The organism is Clostridium sp. TJA020, assembly GCF_058310295.1.
The window spans coordinates 1-24,942 of sequence record NZ_JBZEFC010000006.1; the positions used below are offsets into that span (position 1 = coordinate 1).

The 24,942-nt window shown below is 26.7% G+C and carries 21 protein-coding genes and 9 tRNA genes; 7 read left to right on the forward strand and 23 right to left on the reverse strand.

Annotated elements, in window-relative coordinates:
- Positions 1 to 686 precede the first annotated feature (686 nt).
- The 13 genes from AC4FQ1_RS09690 to rph all read right to left on the reverse strand — a co-directional run bounded on the left by AC4FQ1_RS09690 (position 687) and on the right by rph (position 5,009).
- Complete coding sequence (locus AC4FQ1_RS09690) at positions 687 to 1,415, reverse strand: MgtC/SapB family protein (RefSeq protein ID WP_491169562.1); 729 nt, start codon at positions 1,413 to 1,415, stop codon at positions 687 to 689.
- A gap of 438 nt (positions 1,416 to 1,853) precedes the next feature.
- Positions 1,854 to 1,927 (reverse strand) — tRNA-Gly (locus AC4FQ1_RS09695).
- Positions 1,928 to 1,932: 5 nt separating this feature from the next.
- Positions 1,933 to 2,007, reverse strand: a tRNA-Gly gene (locus tag AC4FQ1_RS09700).
- Between the two features lie 119 nt (positions 2,008 to 2,126).
- A tRNA-His gene (locus AC4FQ1_RS09705) sits at positions 2,127 to 2,202 on the reverse strand.
- 4 nt (positions 2,203 to 2,206) lie between these two features.
- Positions 2,207 to 2,283: transfer RNA gene (locus AC4FQ1_RS09710), tRNA-Arg, on the reverse strand.
- 6 nt (positions 2,284 to 2,289) lie between these two features.
- Positions 2,290 to 2,363 (reverse strand) — tRNA-Gly (locus tag AC4FQ1_RS09715).
- A 104-nt stretch (positions 2,364 to 2,467) separates the two neighbouring features.
- Positions 2,468 to 2,543, reverse strand: a tRNA-Pro gene (locus tag AC4FQ1_RS09720).
- 3 nt (positions 2,544 to 2,546) lie between these two features.
- A tRNA-Arg gene (locus tag AC4FQ1_RS09725) sits at positions 2,547 to 2,623 on the reverse strand.
- A 73-nt stretch (positions 2,624 to 2,696) separates the two neighbouring features.
- A tRNA-Gly gene (locus AC4FQ1_RS09730) sits at positions 2,697 to 2,770 on the reverse strand.
- A gap of 101 nt (positions 2,771 to 2,871) precedes the next feature.
- A tRNA-Pro gene (locus tag AC4FQ1_RS09735) sits at positions 2,872 to 2,947 on the reverse strand.
- Positions 2,948 to 3,166: 219 nt separating this feature from the next.
- The gene (locus tag AC4FQ1_RS09740) at positions 3,167 to 3,643 is read right to left on the reverse strand and encodes a YfcE family phosphodiesterase (protein WP_303130184.1); all 477 of its coding nucleotides are present in this window, start codon (positions 3,641 to 3,643) and stop codon (positions 3,167 to 3,169) included.
- 8 nt (positions 3,644 to 3,651) lie between these two features.
- Positions 3,652 to 4,263 carry an XTP/dITP diphosphatase gene (locus AC4FQ1_RS09745; RefSeq protein ID WP_491169563.1) on the reverse strand — a complete coding sequence of 204 codons (612 nt, stop codon included), beginning with the start codon at positions 4,261 to 4,263 and terminating at the stop codon, positions 3,652 to 3,654.
- On the reverse strand, positions 4,263 to 5,009 hold the full coding sequence (rph, locus tag AC4FQ1_RS09750; RefSeq protein ID WP_491148718.1) for a ribonuclease PH: 747 nt from the start codon (positions 5,007 to 5,009) through the stop codon (positions 4,263 to 4,265). The genes AC4FQ1_RS09745 and rph overlap by 1 nt, the downstream gene beginning before the upstream one ends.
- Positions 5,010 to 5,170: 161 nt before the next feature.
- Here rph and AC4FQ1_RS09755 point away from each other — a divergent pair, with 161 nt between their 5' ends.
- Positions 5,171 to 6,712 (forward strand): hypothetical protein, encoded by a 1,542-nt coding sequence (locus tag AC4FQ1_RS09755; protein ID WP_491169564.1) that lies wholly within the window; start codon positions 5,171 to 5,173, stop codon positions 6,710 to 6,712.
- A 94-nt stretch (positions 6,713 to 6,806) separates the two neighbouring features.
- Here AC4FQ1_RS09755 and AC4FQ1_RS09760 read toward each other — a convergent pair whose 3' ends face one another.
- On the reverse strand, positions 6,807 to 8,291 hold the full coding sequence (locus AC4FQ1_RS09760) for an ABC transporter substrate-binding protein (protein WP_491169565.1): 1,485 nt from the start codon (positions 8,289 to 8,291) through the stop codon (positions 6,807 to 6,809).
- Between the two features lie 143 nt (positions 8,292 to 8,434).
- Here AC4FQ1_RS09760 and AC4FQ1_RS09765 point away from each other — a divergent pair, with 143 nt between their 5' ends.
- Positions 8,435 to 8,716: a hypothetical protein gene (locus AC4FQ1_RS09765; protein ID WP_303130178.1), complete on the forward strand. Its 282-nt coding sequence runs from the start codon at positions 8,435 to 8,437 to the stop codon at positions 8,714 to 8,716.
- A gap of 35 nt (positions 8,717 to 8,751) precedes the next feature.
- Here the strand turns inward: AC4FQ1_RS09765 and AC4FQ1_RS09770 are convergent, their stop codons facing one another.
- From AC4FQ1_RS09770 to pcrA, 3 genes are read right to left on the reverse strand one after another with little or no spacing between them, the layout of a single operon-like run.
- The gene (locus AC4FQ1_RS09770; protein ID WP_303130177.1) at positions 8,752 to 9,024 is read right to left on the reverse strand and encodes a hypothetical protein; all 273 of its coding nucleotides are present in this window, start codon (positions 9,022 to 9,024) and stop codon (positions 8,752 to 8,754) included.
- Positions 9,025 to 9,028: 4 nt separating this feature from the next.
- A complete protein-coding gene (gene ligA / locus AC4FQ1_RS09775; protein ID WP_491169566.1) occupies positions 9,029 to 11,020 on the reverse strand; it encodes an NAD-dependent DNA ligase LigA in 1,992 nt (663 codons plus the stop codon).
- A gap of 21 nt (positions 11,021 to 11,041) precedes the next feature.
- On the reverse strand, positions 11,042 to 13,285 hold the full coding sequence (gene pcrA / locus AC4FQ1_RS09780; protein WP_491169567.1) for a DNA helicase PcrA: 2,244 nt from the start codon (positions 13,283 to 13,285) through the stop codon (positions 11,042 to 11,044).
- A 134-nt stretch (positions 13,286 to 13,419) separates the two neighbouring features.
- Here pcrA and AC4FQ1_RS09785 point away from each other — a divergent pair, with 134 nt between their 5' ends.
- Entirely contained in the window at positions 13,420 to 13,866 is a 447-nt protein-coding gene (locus tag AC4FQ1_RS09785) for a hypothetical protein (RefSeq protein WP_491169568.1), read from the forward strand.
- Positions 13,867 to 13,899: 33 nt separating this feature from the next.
- Here AC4FQ1_RS09785 and AC4FQ1_RS09790 read toward each other — a convergent pair whose 3' ends face one another.
- The 4 genes from AC4FQ1_RS09790 to AC4FQ1_RS09805 all read right to left on the reverse strand — a co-directional run bounded on the left by AC4FQ1_RS09790 (position 13,900) and on the right by AC4FQ1_RS09805 (position 16,263).
- The gene (locus tag AC4FQ1_RS09790; protein WP_303130173.1) at positions 13,900 to 14,385 is read right to left on the reverse strand and encodes an HdeD family acid-resistance protein; all 486 of its coding nucleotides are present in this window, start codon (positions 14,383 to 14,385) and stop codon (positions 13,900 to 13,902) included.
- A gap of 98 nt (positions 14,386 to 14,483) precedes the next feature.
- Positions 14,484 to 15,356 carry an AAC(3) family N-acetyltransferase gene (locus tag AC4FQ1_RS09795; protein WP_491169569.1) on the reverse strand — a complete coding sequence of 291 codons (873 nt, stop codon included), beginning with the start codon at positions 15,354 to 15,356 and terminating at the stop codon, positions 14,484 to 14,486.
- Between the two features lie 24 nt (positions 15,357 to 15,380).
- Positions 15,381 to 15,965, reverse strand: a complete 585-nt coding sequence (locus AC4FQ1_RS09800; RefSeq protein WP_303130171.1) for a pentapeptide repeat-containing protein — start codon at positions 15,963 to 15,965, stop codon at positions 15,381 to 15,383.
- A 19-nt stretch (positions 15,966 to 15,984) separates the two neighbouring features.
- The gene (locus AC4FQ1_RS09805) at positions 15,985 to 16,263 is read right to left on the reverse strand and encodes a hypothetical protein (RefSeq protein ID WP_491169571.1); all 279 of its coding nucleotides are present in this window, start codon (positions 16,261 to 16,263) and stop codon (positions 15,985 to 15,987) included.
- Positions 16,264 to 16,530: 267 nt separating this feature from the next.
- Here AC4FQ1_RS09805 and AC4FQ1_RS09810 point away from each other — a divergent pair, with 267 nt between their 5' ends.
- Both AC4FQ1_RS09810 and AC4FQ1_RS09815 read left to right on the forward strand, forming a co-directional pair.
- Complete coding sequence (locus tag AC4FQ1_RS09810; protein WP_491169622.1) at positions 16,531 to 17,433, forward strand: radical SAM protein; 903 nt, start codon at positions 16,531 to 16,533, stop codon at positions 17,431 to 17,433.
- A gap of 121 nt (positions 17,434 to 17,554) precedes the next feature.
- Positions 17,555 to 18,181, forward strand: coding sequence for a superoxide dismutase (locus AC4FQ1_RS09815; protein ID WP_303130169.1), 627 nt, complete (start codon positions 17,555 to 17,557; stop codon positions 18,179 to 18,181).
- Positions 18,182 to 18,306: 125 nt separating this feature from the next.
- On the opposite strand, the gene AC4FQ1_RS09820 is transcribed toward AC4FQ1_RS09815, so the two are convergent.
- Both AC4FQ1_RS09820 and AC4FQ1_RS09825 read right to left on the reverse strand, forming a co-directional pair.
- The gene (locus AC4FQ1_RS09820; protein ID WP_491169572.1) at positions 18,307 to 21,624 is read right to left on the reverse strand and encodes an FtsX-like permease family protein; all 3,318 of its coding nucleotides are present in this window, start codon (positions 21,622 to 21,624) and stop codon (positions 18,307 to 18,309) included.
- A 14-nt stretch (positions 21,625 to 21,638) separates the two neighbouring features.
- On the reverse strand, positions 21,639 to 22,340 hold the full coding sequence (locus AC4FQ1_RS09825) for an ABC transporter ATP-binding protein (protein ID WP_491169573.1): 702 nt from the start codon (positions 22,338 to 22,340) through the stop codon (positions 21,639 to 21,641).
- Between the two features lie 133 nt (positions 22,341 to 22,473).
- Between AC4FQ1_RS09825 and AC4FQ1_RS09830 the strand changes: the two genes are divergently transcribed.
- On the forward strand, positions 22,474 to 23,025 hold the full coding sequence (locus AC4FQ1_RS09830) for a TetR/AcrR family transcriptional regulator (protein WP_491169574.1): 552 nt from the start codon (positions 22,474 to 22,476) through the stop codon (positions 23,023 to 23,025).
- Between the two features lie 180 nt (positions 23,026 to 23,205).
- Complete coding sequence (locus AC4FQ1_RS09835; protein WP_303130163.1) at positions 23,206 to 24,864, forward strand: glutamine--tRNA ligase/YqeY domain fusion protein; 1,659 nt, start codon at positions 23,206 to 23,208, stop codon at positions 24,862 to 24,864.
- Positions 24,865 to 24,942 lie beyond the last annotated feature (78 nt).

Sequence of the window (24,942 nt, forward strand, 5' to 3'; positions counted from 1 at the left end):
TTAGGCACGCCGCCAGCGTTCGTCCTGAGCCAGGATCAAACTCTCAATAAAAAGTTTAATCTCGCTCTTAAAACTTACTTGTAAAAAGAATTGCTGGTTCTAAATGTATTTCTATATTCTGTTCATTTTTCAAAGATCAAATTTCATATCGCTTCAAGCGACTTAATTATCTTATCATCAGAGAAATTCATTGTCAACACTTTTTTAATGTTTTCAACATTTTCTTGTGTTCTTCTCGTTTAATCTCTCGCGACGACATGGATTATTCTATCACAGTCTAAATATGTCACAATATATCTATATATTATTATTTAAATTTATAGTCTATTTTCTTTATTTTTCTTTATTTTTCTTTATTTTTATTATATTGATACTCCTGGTAAAGTTTTTGTTTATTTCACCTAATTAATATTAAAAATTTAATTTAAGTATTAATAATAAACACCGTGAATATATATATATATATATATATTTAATCTTAAATATATATTATTATAATTAATTAAAATAAATTTTTAAAATAATAACTTATACGTATTATAACTAATTTTCTTATACTTATATTTATAATTTAAGTATATTAAAAATCAAATGTTTTTTAATATATAAAAATAAAAAAACTCATATTAACATTAATGTTAATATGAGTTTATAAATAAAATATATATATTTTTTTATTTATATATTCATTTTATTATTTTAGCACTTAAAATTTCCTCAACTGAACATATATCTGAAATAATCTCATTTAAATCAATATTTCTAGGCGCTTCTATACTATAAACACACCTTTTTATATCATATATATTTTCATCATTTCTAATATATTCTTCTCTGCATTCTTTATAATAAAAATCTATCCCCTTTATATTTATATCTTCATCAGATAATATACGATCTATTTCTCTTATTGTATTTTTATTGCTTTTATACGTTACTTCAAACTTAAATATTTCTATTTTAGTTATAAATTTATTCTGAAACTTTTTAAAAAAAACTAATACAATAAATATAATTAATGCACTTATTATACTAATTGTATAAAATCCCATTCCAATAGCTAGTCCAACACAAGCAACTGCCCATATAGAAGCAGCTGTTGTAAGACCTTTTATGGATCCTTTATTTCTAATTATAGTTCCAGCTCCTAAAAATCCAATTCCAGATATAACTTGAGCTACTATCCTCCCTGAATCCACTTTTAAACTCCCTAACAATTCTTGGTTTAATTGAATTTGGTTAATTACAAAATATCCTAGTTGTAGTTCAATAAGTGCAGAAATAGTAGCTCCTAAACAAACTAACATATGTGTTCTAAATCCAGCCGGCCTATTTTTAAATTCTCTATCATATCCTATTATTCCACCAATAATAACTGAAAGCATTAATCTAATTAATATATCAATTTCTTTCATTAAATACCATTTCTCTATAAAAAATTATTCTATTAAAGTTTACTAAAATAAAATATAATATATTCATATATTATATTTTTTGAATACTATAAACTAGTAAATAAATTAATTTATTTATTACAAAGTTTAAAAGTAAAAAATCAAGAATTTATTAATATTCATTTTAAAATCAATTGATTTTAAAATTATATTTTATTTTTTAAAACATTCTTTTATAACTATTTAAAACATTAACTAATAATTCTATAAATTCAATCACTACATATAATTCTAAGAATTATTTGAAAATTTTATAAATTTAATTATAAAAAAGATATCCACAAAAAATATTCTTTAATTACATATCTTTTGTGGATATCTTTTACCAAATGTGGATTTTATCAAACACTTTATATATTTTAGGAATAAAAAAAACAACTAAACTTATTAGTTGTTAAATGGAGCGGGTGAAGGGAATCGAACCCTCGTAACTAGCTTGGAAGGCTAGGGCTCTACCATTGAGCTACACCCGCATATTTGGAGCGGAAAACGGGACTCGAACCCGCAACATCCACCTTGGCAAGGTGGCGCTCTACCATTGAGCCATTTCCGCATCTTTTTTTAAATTTAATTGTGGTGCAGATGAAGGGAGTCGAACCCCCACGCCGTAGGCGCTAGATCCNAATACCACAGTCAAAGTGTGGTGCCTTACCACTTGGCGATATCCCTGTATGGGGTGAACGATGGGACTCGAACCCACGACAACCAGTGCCACAAACTGGCGCTCTACCAACTGAACTACGTTCACCATATGGTGCGTTTTAAGGGATTCGAACCCCTGGCCCACGCCTTAGAAGGGCGTTGCTCTATCCAGCTGAGCTAAAAACGCATCTATTGGAGCGGGTGAAGGGAATCGAACCCTCGTAACTAGCTTGGAAGGCTAGGGCTCTACCATTGAGCTACACCCGCATATTCTTTTTCTCTTTACTATCTGATTATTAAGTCAACAATCAAACACCTTATCTTTTATACAAGTTTTAAACTTCCTTGTCAATATAAAACTTGATTTTAAGTGGTCGGGGTGACAGGTCTCGAACCTGCGACCTCATGGTCCCAAACCATGCGCGCTACCATCTGCGCCACACCCCGAAATGGTGCGTTTTAAGGGATTCGAACCCCTGGCCCACGCCTTAGAAGGGCGTTGCTCTATCCAGCTGAGCTAAAAACGCATCTCAGAACGTTTATTATTATAAATCATTCTTTATTTTTTGTCAAGAACTTTTTTTGAAGTTCTTTTCAAAGTGGAGCGGGTGAAGGGAATCGAACCCTCGTAACTAGCTTGGAAGGCTAGGGCTCTACCATTGAGCTACACCCGCATGTCTAACTTAATTCATCAATTAAGTTTTGCAACAACCTGCCCTATTATTTATACAGGTTTTTGTTTCATTTGTCAAGTTATTTTTGACAAATTTTTAAGTGGTCGGGGTGACAGGTCTCGAACCTGCGACCTCATGGTCCCAAACCATGCGCGCTACCATCTGCGCCACACCCCGTTGAGTCATTATCCATTGCTTTCGGAACCTCTCATTTCATCTGTTCTCTCTCGCAACGACAATGACTATTCTACATTATGAAACTTAATACGTCAATACTTTTTTTAAAAAAATTCTAATTTAATTTAACACTTTATACTTTTCTATTATATTGATAATTTTATAAATAAATTATCAATATAACAACCTGCTTATTAATAATTTAATCTCATAATATAACTACTCTAAACTTTCCAAATATACTTCAGGTTCTTTTCCATTTTCAATTTCTATAAACCCTATACTCCTTCCCCTACCTCTTGGTAAGGAAACACTACCTGGATTCATTAATATTATACCATTATGATTAATTATTAATTCTTGGTGAGTATGCCCAAAAAGAGCTATATTAGCATTTAATTCTTGTGCTCTATAGTAAATATTGTTCAAATCATATTTAACTCTATATTTATGTCCATGTGTTGCAAATATCTTAAATCCATTTATGTCTATAATTCTTTCTACAGGATATTCATTTGAATAGTCACAATTTCCTAATACAGCATATACTTCACCATTAAAATCTCTTGATAATTCTGAGACATCATCAACATTATCACCTAAGTGTATTAAAATATCTGCAGTTGCTATTTTTTCTTTTGCAACCTCAATATATTCTTGAATTCTATGAGTATCACTAACTACAGCTATTAACATAATACCTCCTACAATATATCAAAAATATTATCTTTTAATTTTTTTAAAGCAACTCCTCTATGGCTAACCTTATTTTTTTCTTCTGCTCCTATTTCTCCAAAAGTTTTATTAAATCCTTCATAATAAAATAAAGGATCATAACCAAACCCACCTTCTCCATTTAAACTTTCAATTATTTTACCTTCTACTTCTCCGCATATATCTAAAACTTTACCTTCTGAATTTATTAAAGTTAAATGGCACACAAATTTTGCTCCTCTATTTTCCATAGGTACACCTTTTAATTTTTCTAATAATTTTTTATTATTTTCATTGTCATTTCCATGCTCTCCCGCATACCTTGCTGAATATATTCCTGGTTCTCCATTTAAATAATCTACTTCTAATCCTGAATCATCAGCCATAACTATAAAATCACTATCTCCTCTATTTAATAGATAATTTCTTATTTCACTGGCCTTTTTAGTTGCATTTTCTTTAAATGTATTTCCATCTTCTATTACATCAATATTTATATTTTCATCTTTTAAAGATTTTATTTCTAGATTCATTTCTTTTAATATAGTTTTTATTTCTTTTATCTTCTTTTGGTTATTACTAGCCAATATTAATTTTTTCATTATTGACCTCCTGTTCCAATCCATAAAGCATCCATCTTAAGAGCACTTTTTTGAATCTCTATCATTTGTTTTAATCCTTTTTCACCTAAATCTAATAATTCATTAAGCTCACTTCTTGTCATTGGTGATTCTTCACCTGTTCCTTGTACTTCAACAAACTCACCTTCATGAGTTCCAATTATATTCATATCTACTTTTGCATTTGAATCTTCCTCATAACATAAGTCTATAATTTTTTCACCGTTTACTATACCTATACTTGTTGCAGCAACAAAGCTTCTTATAGGATAAACCTTAAAAGGCTTTTCTTTATGAAGCTTATTTACAGCATCAACCATAGCAACAAATGCTCCAGTTATTGATGTTGTTCTTGTTCCCCCATCAGCCTGTATAACATCACAATCTATCCATAAAGTTTTTTCACCTAAAGCTTTTAAGTCAACAACAGATCTCAATGCTCTACCTATTAATCTTTGTATTTCCATAGTTCTTCCATCAATCTTTAATCTAGCTATATCTCTAACTTTTCTTGTTCCAGTTGATCTAGGAAGCATATTATATTCTGCAGTAATCCATCCTTCCCCTGAACCTTTTAAAAATGGTGGTACTTTATCTTCAATAGATACATTACAAAGAACTTTTGTATCTCCTACCTCTATATATACAGAACCTTCTGCATATTTTGTGTAATTCCTAGTTATTTTAGTAGGTCTTACCTGATCATTTTTTCTTCCATCTATCCTCACTAAAATTGCCTCCTTATATTAAACCAATTTAAAAATATTTTATATATACTTTGTATCATTTTTTAGTTTTATGCACTTTTTTTAATTTTATCTCATATTAATTATTATAAGAATTATATATGAGGTGAAATATTTTGAGATATATAGGTCCATTTTTTCGAATGAATAGCTTATCACATTGTGAAATATGTGGTCAGCTTTTTCACTTATCAAAAGAAGCTGTAAAACTACTAGCTCTAAATTCTAAATGTGGATATACTTTATCTTCTAGAAGTGCTAAAAAAATTGCATCTACAAAAGATATTAGCATATTAAGTAAATTTTCTCCAGTACTCTGTTTATATAAAAAATCATCCCCAATTTTTATGCATAATAAAACTTCAAACGGATTTGATTCATCTTCTTTTAAACGTGAAATTATTCCAACAACAAATGCTTTACTTACAATGTCATTACTAGAACTTAGTGATTATTATTCTTTTTTAAGCAAAGATTCTAGTAATTATCAATTGGCAAAAGGATATAGACAATTAGCTCATGAACAACTGGATTTTTATTATGAAAATTTAAGAAATGCTGAAGGAATATTTATACCTAAAAAAAGTCTATTTGAAAATAATTCTAAAGAAACTAATTTAATTGATAAAAATAGAAAATTTGCATTTAGTGATCAAGCATTTATGATGAATGCTTACTATTTATATTCTAAATATGAAGATAATGAGCAAGTAAAAACAGATTATGAGGAATTTTCTAATCAAATTTTACAAATGTTTTTAGATTATAAAGAAGCACTTTACAATTTATCCTTTGATGAAGGACTTAAAACTTTGCTAGCTTTTAATATTTATTATAAAAATTCTAAAAATAAGTCTATAGTCCCTTTAATTATAGATTTAAGTGAATTTATGATTAATAAATTTGATGAAAAAAATTATTATATTGAATCATTGGATAAATCTACACTTCTTGCAATTAATTTAATGTATTCTTACGAACATACTACTCTAGTAACTTTTAAAGATAAATACTGCGAGATAATGGATAAATTACTTTCACTTTATGATGAAGATAATAATGTTATTGAAAATTTAACTACAAAGAAAGAAATTAAATATACATCTTTTGATATATGCTTTTATTTGTTATCTATAATAATGTATGCTGATATATCAGATACTTTAAGAGAGTATAATTCTACTATTTCTAAAATATATAAAAAATATATTTTAAATTCTAATATTGTTACTAGTTGGCCTGAAGCTCCAGACTTAGATAATGAAGAAAGGTATATGAATTTTAGTACTCTTTCTAAAGACATGTTAGATGAAACATTCTTTACAATGCCAAATTTACCATCTCTATCAACTACTGGTATGGCTCCTGTATTTTTAAAAAATATAGTTTACTCTAGAAAAAAAGAAGATTTCAAAACTTCTGATAAAAAAACATTTGATAGTTATAAAAATATGTTTATTTTCTATATGTTTATTTATACTTTTAAGGATGTTTTCTTTAGAAAATTAAACCTTTTAGAAAACACTTATGAAGATTCTAAGAAAACTAATATAGATGAAGATATTAATACTACTGAAGACTCTACTACTTCTATAAACACAAATACTATTAAAGAAACAAAAGAGTTAAATAATAATTCTGAAGAATCTTCTAATACTAAATCTACTTCTTTAGAAGAAACTTAAATATTATATAATGTCTTGTTTTAAAAATTTATTTATATATAAAAATAGGTTAGGCTTAACTTTTATATTTATAAAAGCTAGGCTTAACCTTAATTTATTTTAATGTTTCAAATTTTATATTTCCATTCCAATCAAATTCTATATTTTCAACTTCACTAGATATAGCAACATTTTTATTTTCAAATAGTAATGGTAATATTCTGTAATTATTAAATAAATTTGATTCTAATTCTATAAATTCTCCTTTACCACTTAATTCTTTTTTATAAATACTCTCCTCTTTATCTGTATAGTAAGGTTTTAAATTTTTATAAAATTCTAATCTATTATTTGTATTTGCTACTAAATCAACTATTAATATATCATATCTCTTTCTTAACTCTAAGTTATTAAAATCTTCTTCCGTAGTTAATGTATATCTTATATTACTATCTGTATTTGAATCAAACCATGATTGAATATATTTACATAAGGCTCTATTTTCATTATTATCTTTTGCTAATATAGTTATAACTTCTGGAAGCTTTGCAGAAACTTTATTAGTCATTACTTTTCTTGATTGGAGCTTATTTAAGTTATCTTTATCTCCTCTAAAGTAACTACACTCTGTAAGCTCTAAATAATTATTATTTTCTTCCTTATAATCTAAAATTACAGAATTCAGAGTATAATATATAACTTTTCTAACTGATAAAGGAAGTTCCTCATCTTCTGAATTTAAAACTATATACTTTCCACTATCAGAAGGAAATGTTTTTAATCTCCCCTCTTCTTCTAATCTATTTAACTCAGTATTTGGTGGTTCTACAACTAAATCTCTATCTCCAATTTCAAAAGCCGCCATTGATAATTCTTCACTTTCATCAGATATTATTTTTATACAATTTGGAGAGTCTGTATCGCTTTTTTTATTTTTTTCTAATAATATTTCTCTATCATTCACATCACTTATATAATATTCACCTGAGTATATTATATTTTTATGATTTCTTTTTATATTATTCCACATCATTAAGTACTTTCTCAATCTATACTGTGGCTTTGTTAATTCTTCTAAAAACTTTTCATCTTTGTTATTTAGTCTAATAGTTAATATATTATCTTTTGCTCCAATAGCAACTCCACTTTCAAATGTAACATTACCATTTCTAAATTCTTTTGCCCCATAAACATTTAAAAAAGAACTTATATTTTCATCATACTCTTCTTTCAATAATTCTTTAAAAAATTCTCTTATATCTTCTGCTGTTATTCTACTGCCATCACTCCAATAAGCATCTTCTCTTATTTTAAATTCATATTCTATACCATCATCTTTAATATTTATTTCAGTAGCTAATGAAGGAACTATTTTACCATCATCATTTTTTTCTACTAATCCTTTACTTGTTGCACAAATTACATCTTCTTCTCTAGTTGATAATTTACTTACATCTTTTAATTCATTAGGAACTGAATTAACCGCATATAAAATAACCTCTGAATCTTTAGAAGATGATATTTTTTCTATTTCTATAAAACTCAATAGAAATACTAACATTATGCCTATAATAAAGCTTGGTAATAAAAATTTTTTCACCTTATTCTATCTCCTTTTTTAAAGTTATCATAATTATTGTCACTTATGTATATTTTTAATCAACATGAGCAATATTTTTATAATATGTTAAATTTATAAATCCATTATGTTATAATTAAATTATGTTTAAAGGAGGCGATAAGATGACTTTTTTAGTTGCCACATTCTCTATAATAGGGATTATATTTATGCTAACTTTCATGTTTATTGGCATATGGCTTTTTATTGTAGCTTTAAAGACTTACAATCAAATTCGTTATAAAAATTATATTTTAGAAAAAATAAGTCAAAAGTTAGATTTACTTTCTGAAAGTAAGAGAGATTTTTCTTATGAAAATTTTCTAAATGAAGAGGCTTCAAATGATGAATTTATGTCTCCTGATTTAACTAACATAAAAGACTTTGAAAAAAAAGAGTATAAATAAAAAGCTTCTAAAAAAATAGAAGCTTTTTATTTTTATTATCTTACAGTTCCAAGCATAAATGCTATTATAAAAACAGATAACATTAAACTCAACCCAGAGTATAGATATTTATTTTTTCCACTTTCATTAATCCAAAACCTAGCAGCTAAAGATAACATAGTTATTGCAACTGTAACTTGTATTGCATAATAAGAATTAAATATTTCTCCAAGGTATAAAAATTGGTATGAAGTTAAAAAAGTACAAATTATTACTATACAAGCTATTATACTTAATAAAATAGTTAATATATTAATTAGCCGTTTCAATAACTTAGCCTCCTATCACAACTTCAAATTCATCTTCTGTTAAAGTCTTAACTCCAAGTTCTTCTGCTTTTGTAAGCTTTGAACCTGCTTCTTTACCATAGACTACATAATCAGTCTTCTTACTTACACTACCTGCTACTTTAGCTCCAAGCATTTCTAATTTCTCTTTTATTTCTTTTCTAGAGTATTTTTCCATAGTTCCTGTTACAACAACAGTCTTGCCATCAAATACACTTTCAATAATTTCTTTTTCTTCAAACTTAGGATTCACACCTATCTCTAAAAGTTCATCTATTGTTTTTAAAACTTTTTCTTCATGGAAGAACTCTACAATACAATTTGCAACTATATCTCCTACATCAGGAACAGATACTAATTCTTCAAATGTAGCTTTTTTAAGTCCATCTAATGACTTAAATTTATTAACTATATCTTTAGCCGTTTTTACGCCTACATTTTGTATTCCTAATGAGTATATAAATGCTTCAAGAGTACAATCCTTACTCTTTTCAATTGCATCTAAAAGATTTTGTGCTTTTTTATCTCCAAATTTATCAAGTTTAACTAAGTCTTCTTTATTTAACTTATATAAGTCACTTATTGATTTTATATTAAGCTTTTCAAATAATTGTTCAGCAGTTCTTTCTGAAAACCCTGAAATATTCATAGCTTCTCTTGAACCGTAATGAACTATAGTCTTAACAAGCTGAGGCTTACATGAAAGTGTATTTTCACAGAATATATGTGCACCCTCTTCTACTAAGTGACTACCACAAGCTGGGCAATTAGTAGGAGGTATTATTTCTTCTGTTCCTTCTAAGGAATCCTCTTTAACTCCCATTATTTCAGGTATAACATCATTACTCCTTCTCACTAAAACTTCAGCACCAATTCTTACACCTTTTCTTTTTATATCATCCATATTATTAAGAGTTGCTCTTTTTACAGTAACACCAGCAAGTTCAACCGGATCTAATATAGCAGTTGGTGATACCCTTCCACTTCTTCCAACATTCCATTCAACATCTAAAAGCTTAGTTGTTGTTTCTTGAGCTTCAAACTTATATGCTATTGCCCATTTAGGAAACTTTACTGTATATCCTAATAACTCTCTAGTTTTTATATCATCTATAACTATTACAAGTCCATCAATATCATAGTTTAAATCAAATCTTATATCTCTTATATAGTCTATTTCCTTTTGAATATCATCTATTGTATAACACTCTTTTATATAATCATCTACTGGAAAGCCCATTTCCTTTATAAACTTCATCATCTCTGTATAAGTTTTAAACTGCTTCCCTTCCTTATATCCTACATCATAAAAAAATGCTGATAAGTTTCTTCTTGCAGTTTCTCTTACATTTAAATTCCTTAATGCTCCTGCAGCCCCATTTCTTAAGTTTTTAAGAGGTACTTCTGCTAATTCATTATATTTTTCAAAGGCTTCCGTAGTCATTATGGCTTCACCATGAACTTCAAAAACATCATTACAGTTAACTTTAAGAGGAATACTCTTTATAGTTTTAACCTGTGCTGTAACATCTTCTCCAATACTCCCTGTACCTCTTGTTGCTCCAACTGCTAATATACCTTCTTCATTATATGTTAAGTTAACAGTTAACCCATCAAATTTTTTCGTAACTATATATTTAAGCTCAGGAAGATTTTCCCCCTTTGATCTCATCTCTTCAATAAACTTAACATTTCTATTATGCCAATCTATTATTTCTTCAATACTTTGAGCTTTACCTAAGCTCCAAAGTTTACCTTTATGAGTATATTTTTTAAACCCATCAAGTATTACATCACCAACTCTAACAGTTGGTGAATATGGTAAAACTTCATTAAGTTCCTTTTCTAAGGATACAAGCTCATCATATTTTTTATCATATTCTTTATCTGTAACTGATGGATTATCTAAACTATAATACTCGTATGAATATCTATTCAACTCTTCTACAAGAGCTTTCATTCTTTCTCTTTTATCCATAAACTTACTTGCCTCCTAATACTATAAAAGTTCTAAATTAGCCATTGATAATAATAGTACCTTAACACCTTGTTTATCAAATGCTATTGTAAGTTTTTTATCATTTCCAGCCGGTAATACTGAAACTACTGTTCCTTCACCAAACTTTTCATGTTTTACTTTTCTTCCAAGTGATATTTCTCCTAAATCTGAAGTGCTATTTTGTTTAGTTTCTGTAATTTTTCTACTTGAATTTTGATTTCTAATAGAAGTTCTTAAGCTATGTGGATTATTAAAATTTGGTTTGGATTGACCACCAAACATTCCATCTCTTGCTGCTCCATTAGCACTTCTATCATTAACATATTCTTTTAAATCAGATCTTATTTCTCCAATAAAATCTGATTGACTATAAGACATTGTTCTTCCAAATACTCTCCTTACTTCTGCTGAAGTCATATGAAGAGTTTCTTTTGCTCTTGTGATTCCAACATAACAAAGCCTTCTTGCCTCTTCCATCTGATCTTCTTTATCAAAATCGCTCATACTAGGGAATATTCCATTTTCCATTCCTACCATGAATACATGAGGAAACTCAAGACCTTTTGCACTATGAAGTGTCATTAAAACTACAGCATTATCTTCCTCTTCATCACCTTCATTAATATCTTGTACTAATGATACTTTTTCTAAATATGCAGCTAAACTTTTATCTTCATTATTTCTTTCAAATTCAACTGCATCTGAGACTAATTCTTCTAAGTTTTCTATTCTACTTTTATCTTCTATTTCATTTGATTTTCTAAGCTGATCTAAATATCCAGTATCTTTTAAAATTGTTTCTATAAGCATTGATACTGGCATACTTTCAGCCATTATTACAAAATTATTCATAAGATCCATAAACTTTTCTATAGAACCACAATTTCTTGCGGTAAGAGTTGAAATTGTTCTTACTTCTTGAAGTGCGTCCCATAAATTTAACTCAAAACTATCTGCAAAATCCTGAATTTTATTTACTGTAGCATCACCTATACTTCTCTTTGGTACATTTATTATTCTCTTTATACTTATATCATCTTGAGGATTTACTAATACATTAAGATATGCAAGTATATCTTTAATTTCTTTTCTATCATAGAATTTAGTTCCTCCAACAATTTTATAAGGTATACCTCGTCTTCTAAAGGTTTCTTCAAATACACGTGACTGAGCATTAGTTCTATAAAGAACAGCAAAATCTTTATTTTCTGCTCCTTCTTTAGCTTTTGTATCAATTATTTGTCTTGCTACAAAATCCCCTTCTTCTGAATCTGAGTATGCTCTATATATTTTTATTTTATTTCCTTGTTCTTGTTCTGTTCTAAGTGCCTTATTCTTTCTTCTAGAATTATTTACTATAACAGCATTTGCTGCATCTAGTATATTACCTTTAGACCTATAATTTTGCTCAAGTTTTATCACTTTACAATTTGGATAATCTTTTTCAAAATCCAGAATATTGCTTACATCAGCACCTCTCCATGCATATATGCATTGATCATCATCACCAACAACACAAATATTTTTATATCTTGCTGCTAAAAGTCTTACAAATTCATATTGAGCTCCATTTGTATCTTGATACTCATCAACCATTATGTATTTAAATTTATTTTGGTAAAATTCTAATACATCATCATGTTTTTTAAATAATTCTACTGTTTTAAATATAAGGTCATCAAAATCTAAAGCATTATTTTCTTTAAGTCTCTTTTGATACATTTCATATACATCAGCAATTTTCTTTTCTCTAAAATTGCTTTCATGTTCTCTCATGAAACTTTCAGCAGTAATCATATTATCTTTAGCTCTTCCTATCTTCCCCATAATTTCTTGAAGAGTTATATCTTTATCGTTTATATTTAAAGTTTTCATACAATCTTTTAATAAAGTTTTTTGATCTGAAGTGTCATATATAGTAAAACTTGATTTATATCCAAGTTTATCAATTTCTCTTCTAAGTATTCTAACGCAAGTTGAGTGGAATGTTGAAATCCACATATCATTAGCTTTTTCCCCAACAATAGCTTCTATTCTCTCTTTCATTTCTTTAGCTGCCTTATTAGTAAATGTAATTGCTAATATACTCCATGGCTTTATTCCTAAATCTTCTATCATATGTGCCATTCTATATGTTAAAACTCTAGTTTTACCTGAACCTGCACCTGCAAGTATTAGAACTTGACCATCAACAGTAACAGCACCTTCATACTGCTCTTTGTTTAATAATGATTTTAAATCCAAATCATCATCCTCCCTTCCTAGTATTAAAATATTATATCATACATCACCTTTTAGTGTTGCCAGAAAGTATAATTGTTAGTAAAAATGTGGTATAATATCTAAAATCATATTCCAGTTTTTAGGAGGTATTTGTATTGAAGTTTAAAACTATGATTTTAACTTTTCTTATTTCAATTTTAATTTTTAATTTTATATCTTGTTCTAATAAAAAAATAAATTTTGATGATACTCGTTCTTATTCAAATAAAATAACTAATGATATTCTTATATCTATTAATGATTTAGATTACAATGGCTTTATAAAAAATTTTGATGAAAACATGAAAGAAATTTCATCTAATGAAACTGAATTTTTAAATTTAGTTATGCCTATAAAAGGTGCTATAGGAACATATGAAGATGGTAGTTTAGAATTTGTACAAGGCAAAAAGAGTAAGGATTTTACAAGTATAATTTATAAAGCAAAATTTTCTAATGAAGTAGAACCAGTAAATATATCAATATCCTTTGATGAAAAAAATCATAAAGTTTCTGGACTATACTTTAATTCACCAAAAATAAAAGAATTATATAGCAAATAAAAAAATAGATAAGGATAAATCCTTATCTATTTTTTATATTTCAAACGCTAATATTATTTCAAATATTGCAAATAGTATTAAGTTTATTCCAATTAATATTGGTGCAAATGCTAACGCAACTACTGGGTATAATATTACTAAAACACTTAATATAATTAAACATATTGTATATATTGTTCTAAAATTAAAACCAGCTGATTTAAATTGAAATTCAGCTACAAGTGCTGATATACCTCTTATTAATCCCCAGATTCCAAAGAATATAACAAAAAATTGTGTTGAATAAACTGGTGAAAATAAAAGTGTTAATCCAAATAATATATCAATTATACCATTAAAGATAAAAAATCCTCTTCTATATGATTTAAATGCTTTAATTATAGACATAATACCTGAAGCTAAAACAAAAGCCCCAATTACCATAGTTAAATTAAATATACTTTCTAATGGATACATTAGAAATATTATACCTACTATTGCTAATAAGACTCCTTGTAAAATAAAAGGCCATTTTTTCATAATTATCAACTCCTTCTATTTATACTTTACTATTTTATTATATAAGTTACCATTTACCTTTTGTAAATTTTAAAATACATATTGTAAAATTTAATTAATTAATATAAATTACAATTTTTAAAATATTCTACAGCAAAATCAACACATTCTCTTTGATTAAATAATTTTATTTTTGCATTTGCAATGTTATCAACTTTAACATTACACTTTTCTTCAAATTCTTCACCTAGAAACATAAATAATTCAGTTTTAAACTCTATATCCTTAAATTGTTTAAATATTCTTTTTCCATTTTCTAATATAGGTGAAGCATTTATAGATTCTGTATAATTTCCTGCTCTATACTCTGCTAAATGAAATGAGGTATTAACATCATAATCAACACCTAATAATAATACTTTTCCATTTAACTCATAAAATCTTGCAAGAGGTGACTTTTCCCCAAGTGAATATTCTAAACTGTGATTATCTGTTATAAAATTCTTATTTTTTCCCCAAGCTGAAAATGATACTGTTGGATGATAACTTCTCTTTACACCATAGAAATTTCTAAAAGCTTCTGCTATTTTACCCATACTATAAGTTGGCGTAATTTTTTCATCAAAAGCTGGCATTTCTTCTCTTATAGTTTTAAACCATTCGGAAGGTACTGGTGGATTGCTCCAAAAAGCTGGATCACATATATCAGCACTATGAGCTGGCATTACTATAGTTCCTTCTTCCACTACTGTTTCTATTAAAGCCTTTATAACGGTAACTTCTCCTCCACATATCCATCCAAATTTACTTAATGATGAATGTACAAGTAATGTATCTCCCTTTTTTATTCCAATTCTTCGAAATTCATCTTTTAATATACTAAGAGTTATTGGTTTCTTAGTATCATTTATTAACTTTTCTATATTACTTATTTCATTATCCTGTTCTATATACTCATCATCTACATATAAGTCCTCTAAATTTATATCCATTTATTTGCCTCCAAACGTTAAGAATCACTCTATAATAATTTCAAAATCATTTAATAATCTTAAAACTTCAGGAATACTAAACTTTGCTTTATTTATATTATTTCTATTTGGATTTATCCTGTAATGCAAACATTCTCTGAAGTCTACTTTTGAAAGATTAGTATTTTCAAATATACTATCTTCAAGACTTGATTTTAAAAATGACGCCTCTCTTAAATCAGCATTTATAAAATCACTTGATGTAACATTACATTCTATAAAATTTGTCTTTGGTATTTTAAGCTCTGCAAAACTACAACTTTGTATTAAACAGCTTTTAAATTCAAAATCTAAAATAAATCTATCACATTTAGTAAAATCAACTCCAACTATTTTACAATCAATAAACTTAACTCCTCTAAGCTTTGAATAATAAAATTTTGTAAGAGATATATTACATTCCTTAAAAATACACTCTTCAAAATTTACTTCTAAAAACTTTGTTCCTGAAAAATCACATCTATTAAATATACATTTATCAAAATCTCTTTTTTTAATTTCTATATTTCTAGTATTAATTCTTTCAAATCTTTCATTATAATAATCATATTCTAAGAACTCGTCTATCATAAATTATCTCCTAAATTACTTAATTATCAGTTTTATTTTTCAATTCACTATATTCTACAATAAATTTACTATTTGGCAAATATTTTAATGTATATTCAACTCCTATCTTAGGTTTAAGTTCACACTGATTTATTATATATATAACATTATTTATTTCTAATTCAGTTATTCCTTTTGCATTATTAAATTTAGTACAAACTCCTGTTGTTGTGTAATAATCATTTGCAAAATAGTATTTAATATCTTTTACCTTAGGTAATATTATATTAAATAAAGTTATTTTACTAGAAATCAACAAAATAAAAATTAATATAAAATATTTTTTTGATATCTTCCCTTTAATTATTTTTATTAAATTAAATATAATTGAAAGTAACATAAATATAATTACTATTATTTGAAAGAGTAAAATTAATATAAACTCCATAAGTTCCCCCCTTTTTAATTATTATAATGTTAAGTTAATTAAATTTAAATTATAAGATTATTTAATTGCTAAACATTTTGCCTAGTAATATAATTTCAATATATTATCTACGAGGTGATTTTTTTGAAATATAACAAAATGGAAATGCTAAAAAATTGTAATCTTTGTATTAGAAAGTGTAATGTTAATAGATTAAACAATGAAGTTGGTGCATGTCTATCATCCGAAAAAATAAAAGCTGCTAAAGCTTATTTACATATGTGGGAAGAACCTCCAATATCTTTAGATACAGGATCTGGAACTATATTTTTTTCTAACTGTAATTTAAAATGTGTATTTTGTCAAAACCACGAAATTAGTCAAGAGAAATTTGGAGAATTTATAACTATAGAAAGACTATCAGAAATATTTTTAGAACTTCAAGATAAAGGAGCTAATAATATAAACTTAGTAACCCCTACACATTATGTCCCACAAATTATAGAAGCAATAAAAATAGCCAAAAAAAATGGACTTACTCTACCTATTTTATATAATACAAATGGATATGATTCTTTAGAAACTATAAAAGCCTTAGATGGTTATATAGATGTTTATTTACCTGATTTTAAATACTTTGATGATAAATATGCAATAAAATATTCAAAAGTTTCAGGATACAGAGAAAATGTTATTACTATTTTAAAAGAAATGTTTAAACAAGTTGGTAAAAATAGATTTGATGAAAAAGGAAGAATGATAAAGGGTATTATTATTAGACATTTAATGCTCCCTCATCTTTTATTTGATTCAAAGAAAATTATAGATACTATATATAGTTTATTTGGAGATGATGTATATATAAGTATAATGAATCAATATACTCCTATGTTTAATGCATTTAAATTTGAAGAGTTATCAAAACCATTAAATCCAAAGCTTTATGATAGTTTAATTGATTATGCAGCAAGCATTGGTGTAAAAAATGCCTTTATTCAAGAAAGTGGCACTAATAAAACTGATTTTGTTCCCGATTTTAATTTACAAGGAGTTTTAAAATAGTTCATACATCTTTTTACTATTATTGATTATAATAGTTTTATAGAATAAATTTTGAAATAGTCATAAATTATTTTGAATTTTTTATTTAAAAATTTCAAATACTAATGTAGAGGTGATTTAAATGGAACAAAACAAATTTACTTTAAAACCATTACCATATTCTTATGATTCTCTAGAACCTTATATTGATGAAAAAACAGTAGTAATTCATCATGACAAACATCAACAAACTTACGTTAATAATCTAAACAATGCACTGGATAAACATCCTGAATTTTTCAAGATGTCTCTAGTGGAAATACTTAAAAATTTAGATGATATTCCAGAAGATATAAATCAAGCAGTTGTTAATAATGCTGGTGGAGTATTTAATCATGAATTTTACTGGGATGGATTAGCTCCAAATAAAGGTGGAGAACCTACTGGAAATATAAAAGATGCTATTTGCAAAACTTTCGGTTCTTATGAAGACTTTAAAACTAAATTTAAGGAAGCAGCTACTACTCAATTTGGTTCTGGATATGCATGGCTTGTTTTAGATGAAAATAATAAATTAAAAATTACTAAAACACCAAATCAAAATTGTCCAATTTCATTAAACGAAAAACCTCTACTAACAATAGATGTTTGGGAACATGCTTATTACTTAAAACACCAAAACAAACGTCCTGATTATGTAGATTGTTTCTTTGAATTAATTAATTGGGATATGGTTGATGAAAGATTTAAAAAAGCTACAAACCTTTAATAAAACAATAAATTAATTATTTATTTTTAACAATAGTAAGTTTAATTTGAAATATATATCTATATTTTATGTTAAGCTTATTAAAAAAGAAGATTCCTTTATTAGGAATCTTCTTTTTCTATAAATTATTCATTTGATTTCAATGCTTCTATCATATTTACATTTTTCAATTTTAAATGCATTATAAACATTACTATGCTTGAAAAGATTATTGTCAATATTCCTGCATAAATAAAACTGCTCAAATGTAATGAAGGATTAAACATCATGTTATCCATCTCAGCTGTACTTAAAACATACTGGTGTAAAATTTTTCCCAAGCCACTTCCCACTATAATTCCCATTATAGTTAATATTATATTTTCTCTATAAATATACATAGTTACTTCGTTATCGTAAAATCCTAAAACCTTTATAGTTGAAAGTTCCCTTATACGCTCAGATACATTTATATTAGTTAAATTATATAAAACTATAAAAGCTAATATTGCAGCTGATATTATAAGTACAATAACAACTATATTTAAACTCGACATAGAGTCTTCAAAATTATCTTCTATAGAACCATTATAAGAAATATTTAATACTTTACCTTCTTTACTTAACTTTTTAGATAAATTTTCTTCAAAATTAGTATCATATTTATATTTTAAAAGTTCAGCATTATAAAGAGCCTCTTTATTGAATATCTTTTTATAAAGTTCTTTTGACATATAAATATAATGTCCAGCATAATTTTCTGTAACATCAGCAATCTTAACTTCAAAAGCTTTATTATCCGACGTTTTAAACTTTATTACATCGCCATTTTTAAGCTTAAATAATTTAGCTAATTTTTCAGATATTATAGCACCATCATTATTTAAATTATATTTTTCATCAGTCTTTCTATTATTTAATGTTATAAATTTATTTAAATTATCTTCGTTTTTAGGCACCATAAGAAATGCTTCCTGAGGATTAACTCCTTTTTCTTGAACTTTTACTTGTTCTTGATAAATTTCTAATCTATCTTCTATTTCAGGTAACCCCTTAATTAAACTTTCATAAGATTTCGTATCTTCATTTGAAGCATCTTTATTATATATAATCATAGCATTATATTTAACTATTTTACCAAACTGCAATCTTGCAAGGTCTGAAACTGAACCTTTTATACCAAAACCAGTAATAATAAGTGCCATACATCCTGCAATACCCAAAACTGTCATTAGCATACGATCCTTATATCTAAATATATTTCTTGCAGTAACTTTTTCTATAAAATTGAACCTTTTCCAAATAGGCTTTATTCTTTCTAATAATATACGCTTACCTGATTTTGGAGCCTTAGGCCTCATAAGTGTTGCAGAAGTGCTTTTTAAATCTTCTCTCAATACTACATAAGCAGATATTCCAGTACAAGAAATTGCTATTGCAATTGATATAAGTGCATAACTTAAATAATATGAAATTTGTAAATCTGTGAAATTATAAAGCATACTATAAGCATTATAAATAATTCTTGGTAGTAATTCATATCCAATCAATAATCCAAAAAAACTTCCAATTAAACTTGCAGTTGTTGCATACACTAAATATTTTAGTGATATATCAAAATTGCTGTAACCTAGTGCCTTAAAAGTTCCAAGTTGAATTCTTTGTTCTTCAATCATTCTAGTAATCGTTGTTAAACTTACTAAAGCTGCTATTGCAAAGAAAAATAAAGGAAATACTTGTGATAATGCTGTAATTCTATCTGCATTATCTTCATATTCGCTATAACCTAAATTATCATTTCTTGAAAATACATAATAATCAGGAACCTTGATATCTTTTATATTTTCTTCCCCTTTTTTAATTTCCTTTTCTCCATCTAATATTTTCTTTTCGGCATTAGACTTCTCATTATTAAATTTATTTAAACCTTCTTTGTATTGTCTTTCACCTTCATCTAATTTTTCTTTAGCTAACTTAAAGTTTTCTAACCCTAATTTTTTTCCATTATTATATTCTGATTCCTTTTCCTTAATAATTTTTGATGCTTTATTAAATTCTTGTTTATATTGATTAACTTGTACTATTCCATTATTTAATTTTTTATAATTACTTTCTAATTCCTCTTTACCTTTTTCTATATTAATTTTTGCTATTTCTAAATTTTTAATTATAGAACTCATACTATTTGAAATAGCATTAGCTTCCACCTCTCCATTAAAATACCCTTCTAATAAATTACCTAAATTTGAACCATTATTAATTGGTACTTCTTTTAAACTTTCAATTAATTGGTTTTTCATATTGTTAGGTATATTATTAGGAGGTAGCTTTAATAAAGCTTCTACTTGATTAAATAAAGGCTTTAGCTTATTTATATTATTATTTACATCATTTAATTTTTTATTTACTTCTTCCTTTGCCTTTAAAATTTCTGATTGTTTCTTTTGTAAATCCTTTAACTTATTTTCTAACTCTTCTTTTTTAGAATTTAATTGATTTTTAGAACTATCTAATTTTAATTTTGCATCTTGCATTTTATTATTAAATTCACTTAAGTTCTTATCGTATTTTTCTCTTCCCTCATTAATTTTCTTTTTAGACTCATTTAACTTACTTTCAGCTTTTTTAAGTTCATTTTTAGCTTTTATAATATCATTTTTAGCTTTTAAGAGTTTATCATTTGCTTCTTTTTTTATATCATCAAGGCGTAATACCCCTCGTTCTTTTGTTACACTTTCTACTTCTTTTATATGATTATTTAATAAATCATTGTACTTTTCACTATAACTGTTTAAACCTTTCAAATCGTTAAATGTTAAATAAGCTTCTGTATATACTGGCATTTTAAATTCAGATTCTGAAATTAAACCAAATCCATCAACCCTACCTTTTCCAATAGCACTTGTTCCTCTTTCATAATTTCCAATATACATAGGACTTTTTACAAAACCAACTACTTTATAAGTTTTATTTTTAATTTCGTCACTTAACTCTTTACTATTATCAGAAGAAAAACTTATCTTATCACCTATTTTATATAATTGTTTAATAGATTCTTTGCTATCTAATGCAATTTCTCCATTCTTTTCTGGTAATCTTCCACTTTCAACAACATATTTATTTAACTTATTATTACTATCATAAGAAATAAGTTTTAATAAAAGTCCTTCCCCACCTATTAATACATCCTTACTATATATAGGTTCAACATAGTCTACTCCTTTTATTTTTTTTAATTCATCTATATCACCTTTATCAATCCCCATTGTAGATTGTACTTTTAAATCCATCAAATTTTGTTCATCAAAATATTTATTAGCTGTATTTAACATATCAGGACCTGCCGATTTTAATCCTGAAAAAAATCCAACCCCTAACATAATTAAAAATAAAATAGATAAAAATCTTGATTTAGATGAAGAAATTTCTTTTAAAATAGTTTTAAATAAAGCCTTTTTCTTCATAAACTTCTCTCCTTTTACCATTCTATTTCATCAATAGATTTAGGATTCTTATTTACTTTAATATCCCTAACCTTTGCATCATTAACATGTATAACTCTATCAGCTATTGGAGATAATGCAGAATTATGAGTTATAACTATAACTGTAGTACCTGTATTTTTGCATGTATTCTGTAATAATCTTAATACTTGTCTTCCTGTTTCATAATCTAATGCTCCAGTTGGTTCATCACATAACAAAAGCTTTGGATTTTTAGCTAATGCTCTTGCTATTGCAACTCTTTGTTGCTCTCCCCCTGATAGTTGAGCTGGAAAATTATCCATACGATGACCTAATCCTACATCTTTAAGTACTTTATCAACATTTAATGCATTTTTAGAAATTTGAGTTGCAAGTTCAACATTTTCTTTTGCAGTTAAATTTGGTACTAAATTATAAAATTGAAATACAAATCCAATATCATCACGTCTATATTTTGTAAGCTCTTTTTTATTAAGCTTTGCAATGTCAACTCCATCAACTAATACTTGTCCTTCATCTGGAGAGTCCATTCCTCCTAATATATTTAAAACAGTTGACTTTCCTGCTCCACTAGGTCCTAATATTATTACAAATTCTCCTTTTTCAATTGAAAAACTTATTCCATTGTTAGCTACAATAACATTATCGCCCATTTTATAACGTCTATGCTCATTTATAATATCTACATAACCCATTTATTTCACCCTTTCATTATTTACAAATAACTCATGACTCACTTGTGTCATTTTATTTTTAATATTATAATAATCATCAAACAAATACAATACAATTAATTTAAATTACACATAAAGGAGAGTTTGTGTCACTATGTATAAAATTCAAACTAATTCACTGGCTATAAAGTCTCAAAATTGGATAGCAAAATCATTATTAAAACTAATGAAATATCAGCCTTATAAAGATATTACAGTAACACAAATATGCCAAGAAGCTAACTTAGTTAGAAAAACCTTTTATAGAAACTTTGATAGCAAAGAAGATATTTTACATTTTATATTTGATAACTTATTTAATGATTTTCAAATAAATAAAAATTTTGATAAATTATCTCCTAAAGAAATAATTTATTTATATTATAGTTATTGGATTAAACATAAAGACCTATTAAAATTAATACATGAAAATAACTTATTCTTTTTAATAAATAAAAAATATATAAATTATACTGAATCTTTTATATCACTACTTCCTGACACAAAAATTCAATTATTAGAAAATAATAATTTAAGTCCTTATTTTTTTAATTTTATAGCAAGTAGCATGAGTTCAATTTTAGAATTATGGGTAAAAAGAGACTTCAATGAATCTGTTGATGTTATAACCAACTTAACACAATCTTTATTATGTTCTAAATTATAAAATATATTTTTATAGATATAATATTCATTTGTGTAATTCATATGTTATAAAGGAAAAGTTATACTTTATTTTTTCACTATATTAGATTAAAATTAAAGGTAAATGTATAATATATAGACATAGATTAGAGGTTATTTTTAATGGCCCTATTTAAAATATAATTGCAGGAGGGTAATCTTTATGTCAAATGATACTAATTCATCTAACTTCATAAGAAATATAATTATTGAAGATTTAGAGAGCGGTAAACATGATTCTATAATTACTAGATTTCCACCAGAACCAAATGGCTATCTACATATAGGTCATGCAAAGTCTATTCTTTTAAACTTCGGACTTGGTGCTGAATTTAATGGAAGAACTAATTTAAGATTTGATGACACAAATCCAGTTAAAGAAGATACAGAATATGTTGAATCAATAAAAGAAGATGTTCAATGGCTTGGATGTCACTGGAATGAACTTCACTTCGCTTCAAATTATTTTGATGAAATGTATAAAAGAGCTATTCTTTTAATAAATAAAGGCTTAGCATATGTTTGTGATTTAACACCTGAAGAAATGAAGGAATATAGAGGAACATTAACAGAGCCAGGAAAAGAAAGCCCTTATAGAAATAGAAGCATCGAAGAAAACCTTGATTTATTCGAAAGAATGAGAAAAGGTGAATTTAAAGATGGAGAGAAAGTTTTAAGAGCAAAAATTGATATGGCGTCTCCTAATATGAATATGAGAGATCCAATAATTTATAGAATAGCTCATGCATCTCACCATAATACTGGCGACAAATGGTGCATATATCCTATGTATGATTTTGCTCATCCACTTGAAGATGCTATTGAAGGTATAACTCATTCAATATGTACTTTAGAATTTGCAGATCACAGACCTTTATATGATTGGTTCGTAAAAGAATGTGAAATGGAAAAAGTACCTCAACAAATAGAATTTGCAAGACTTAATATGACTAATACTGTTATGAGTAAGAGAAAACTTAAACAATTAGTTGATGAAAATATAGTTGATGGATGGGATGACCCAAGAATGCCAACTATATCAGGACTTAGAAGAAGAGGTTATACTCCAGAATCTATAAGAAACTTCTGTCAAGCAATAGGTGTTGCTAAAAATAATTCAATTGTTGACGCTCAAATGCTTGATTACTTCTTAAGAGAAGATCTTCAAACTAAAGCTCCAACTGCAATGGCAGTTACAAAACCTCTTAAGGTTATTATAACAAATTATCCAGAAGGTAAAACTGAAATGTTACCTATTCCAAATAACCCTAAGAATCCAGAGCTTGGAACTAGAGAAGTTCCTTTTTCAAGAGAAATATATGTTGAACAAGATGACTTCATGGAAGTTCCAGTAAAAAAATACTTTAGATTATTCCCAGGAAACGAAGTTAGACTTATGGGCGCATACTTTATAACATGTAATGATGTAATAAAAGATGCTGAAGGAAATGTTGTAGAACTTCATTGCACTTATGACCCTGAAACTAAGAGTGGTTCAGGATTTACTGGAAGAAAAGTTAAAGGTACAATTCATTGGGTTGATGCAAAAAGTGCTATACCTTGTGAATTTAGATTATATGAACCTTTAATATTAGATGATGCTCCAGAAAACGAAGGTAAACATTTCTTAGAACAAATAAATCCTAATTCATTAGAAGTTTTAGAAGGATTTATAGAACCAGTTGCTATTAAGGATGCAAAAAATCTTGATAAATTCCAAATGGTTAGAAACGGATTCTTCTCAGTGGACAAAAATTCTACTAATGATAAACTAATATTTAATAGAATTGTTCCTTTAAAGAGTTCATTTAAACTAAAATAATAAATAAATTTTAAATAAAAGAGTGGTCTTATAGGACCACTTTTTTTATTTAAAATTTTATAAAAATTCTATTTTAAT

Coding starts and splice junctions, on each gene's coding strand:
- AC4FQ1_RS09830 (WP_491169574.1), top strand. CDS start 22,474: ATGTATAAAATTCAAACTAATTCACTGGCTATAAAGTCTCAAAATTGG.
- AC4FQ1_RS09790 (WP_303130173.1), bottom strand. CDS start 14,385: ATGAAAAAATGGCCTTTTATTTTACAAGGAGTCTTATTAGCAATAGTA.
- AC4FQ1_RS09745 (WP_491169563.1), bottom strand. CDS start 4,263: ATGAAAAAATTAATATTGGCTAGTAATAACCAAAAGAAGATAAAAGAA.
- AC4FQ1_RS09755 (WP_491169564.1), top strand. CDS start 5,171: ATGAATAGCTTATCACATTGTGAAATATGTGGTCAGCTTTTTCACTTA.
- AC4FQ1_RS09765 (WP_303130178.1), top strand. CDS start 8,435: ATGACTTTTTTAGTTGCCACATTCTCTATAATAGGGATTATATTTATG.
- AC4FQ1_RS09825 (WP_491169573.1), bottom strand. CDS start 22,340: ATGGGTTATGTAGATATTATAAATGAGCATAGACGTTATAAAATGGGC.
- ligA (WP_491169566.1), bottom strand. CDS start 11,020: ATGGATAAAAGAGAAAGAATGAAAGCTCTTGTAGAAGAGTTGAATAGA.
- AC4FQ1_RS09835 (WP_303130163.1), top strand. CDS start 23,206: ATGTCAAATGATACTAATTCATCTAACTTCATAAGAAATATAATTATT.
- AC4FQ1_RS09740 (WP_303130184.1), bottom strand. CDS start 3,643: ATGTTAATAGCTGTAGTTAGTGATACTCATAGAATTCAAGAATATATT.
- AC4FQ1_RS09795 (WP_491169569.1), bottom strand. CDS start 15,356: ATGGATATAAATTTAGAGGACTTATATGTAGATGATGAGTATATAGAA.
- AC4FQ1_RS09690 (WP_491169562.1), bottom strand. CDS start 1,415: ATGAAAGAAATTGATATATTAATTAGATTAATGCTTTCAGTTATTATT.
- AC4FQ1_RS09800 (WP_303130171.1), bottom strand. CDS start 15,965: ATGATAGACGAGTTCTTAGAATATGATTATTATAATGAAAGATTTGAA.
- AC4FQ1_RS09815 (WP_303130169.1), top strand. CDS start 17,555: ATGGAACAAAACAAATTTACTTTAAAACCATTACCATATTCTTATGAT.
- AC4FQ1_RS09810 (WP_491169622.1), top strand. CDS start 16,531: ATGGAAATGCTAAAAAATTGTAATCTTTGTATTAGAAAGTGTAATGTT.
- AC4FQ1_RS09820 (WP_491169572.1), bottom strand. CDS start 21,624: ATGAAGAAAAAGGCTTTATTTAAAACTATTTTAAAAGAAATTTCTTCA.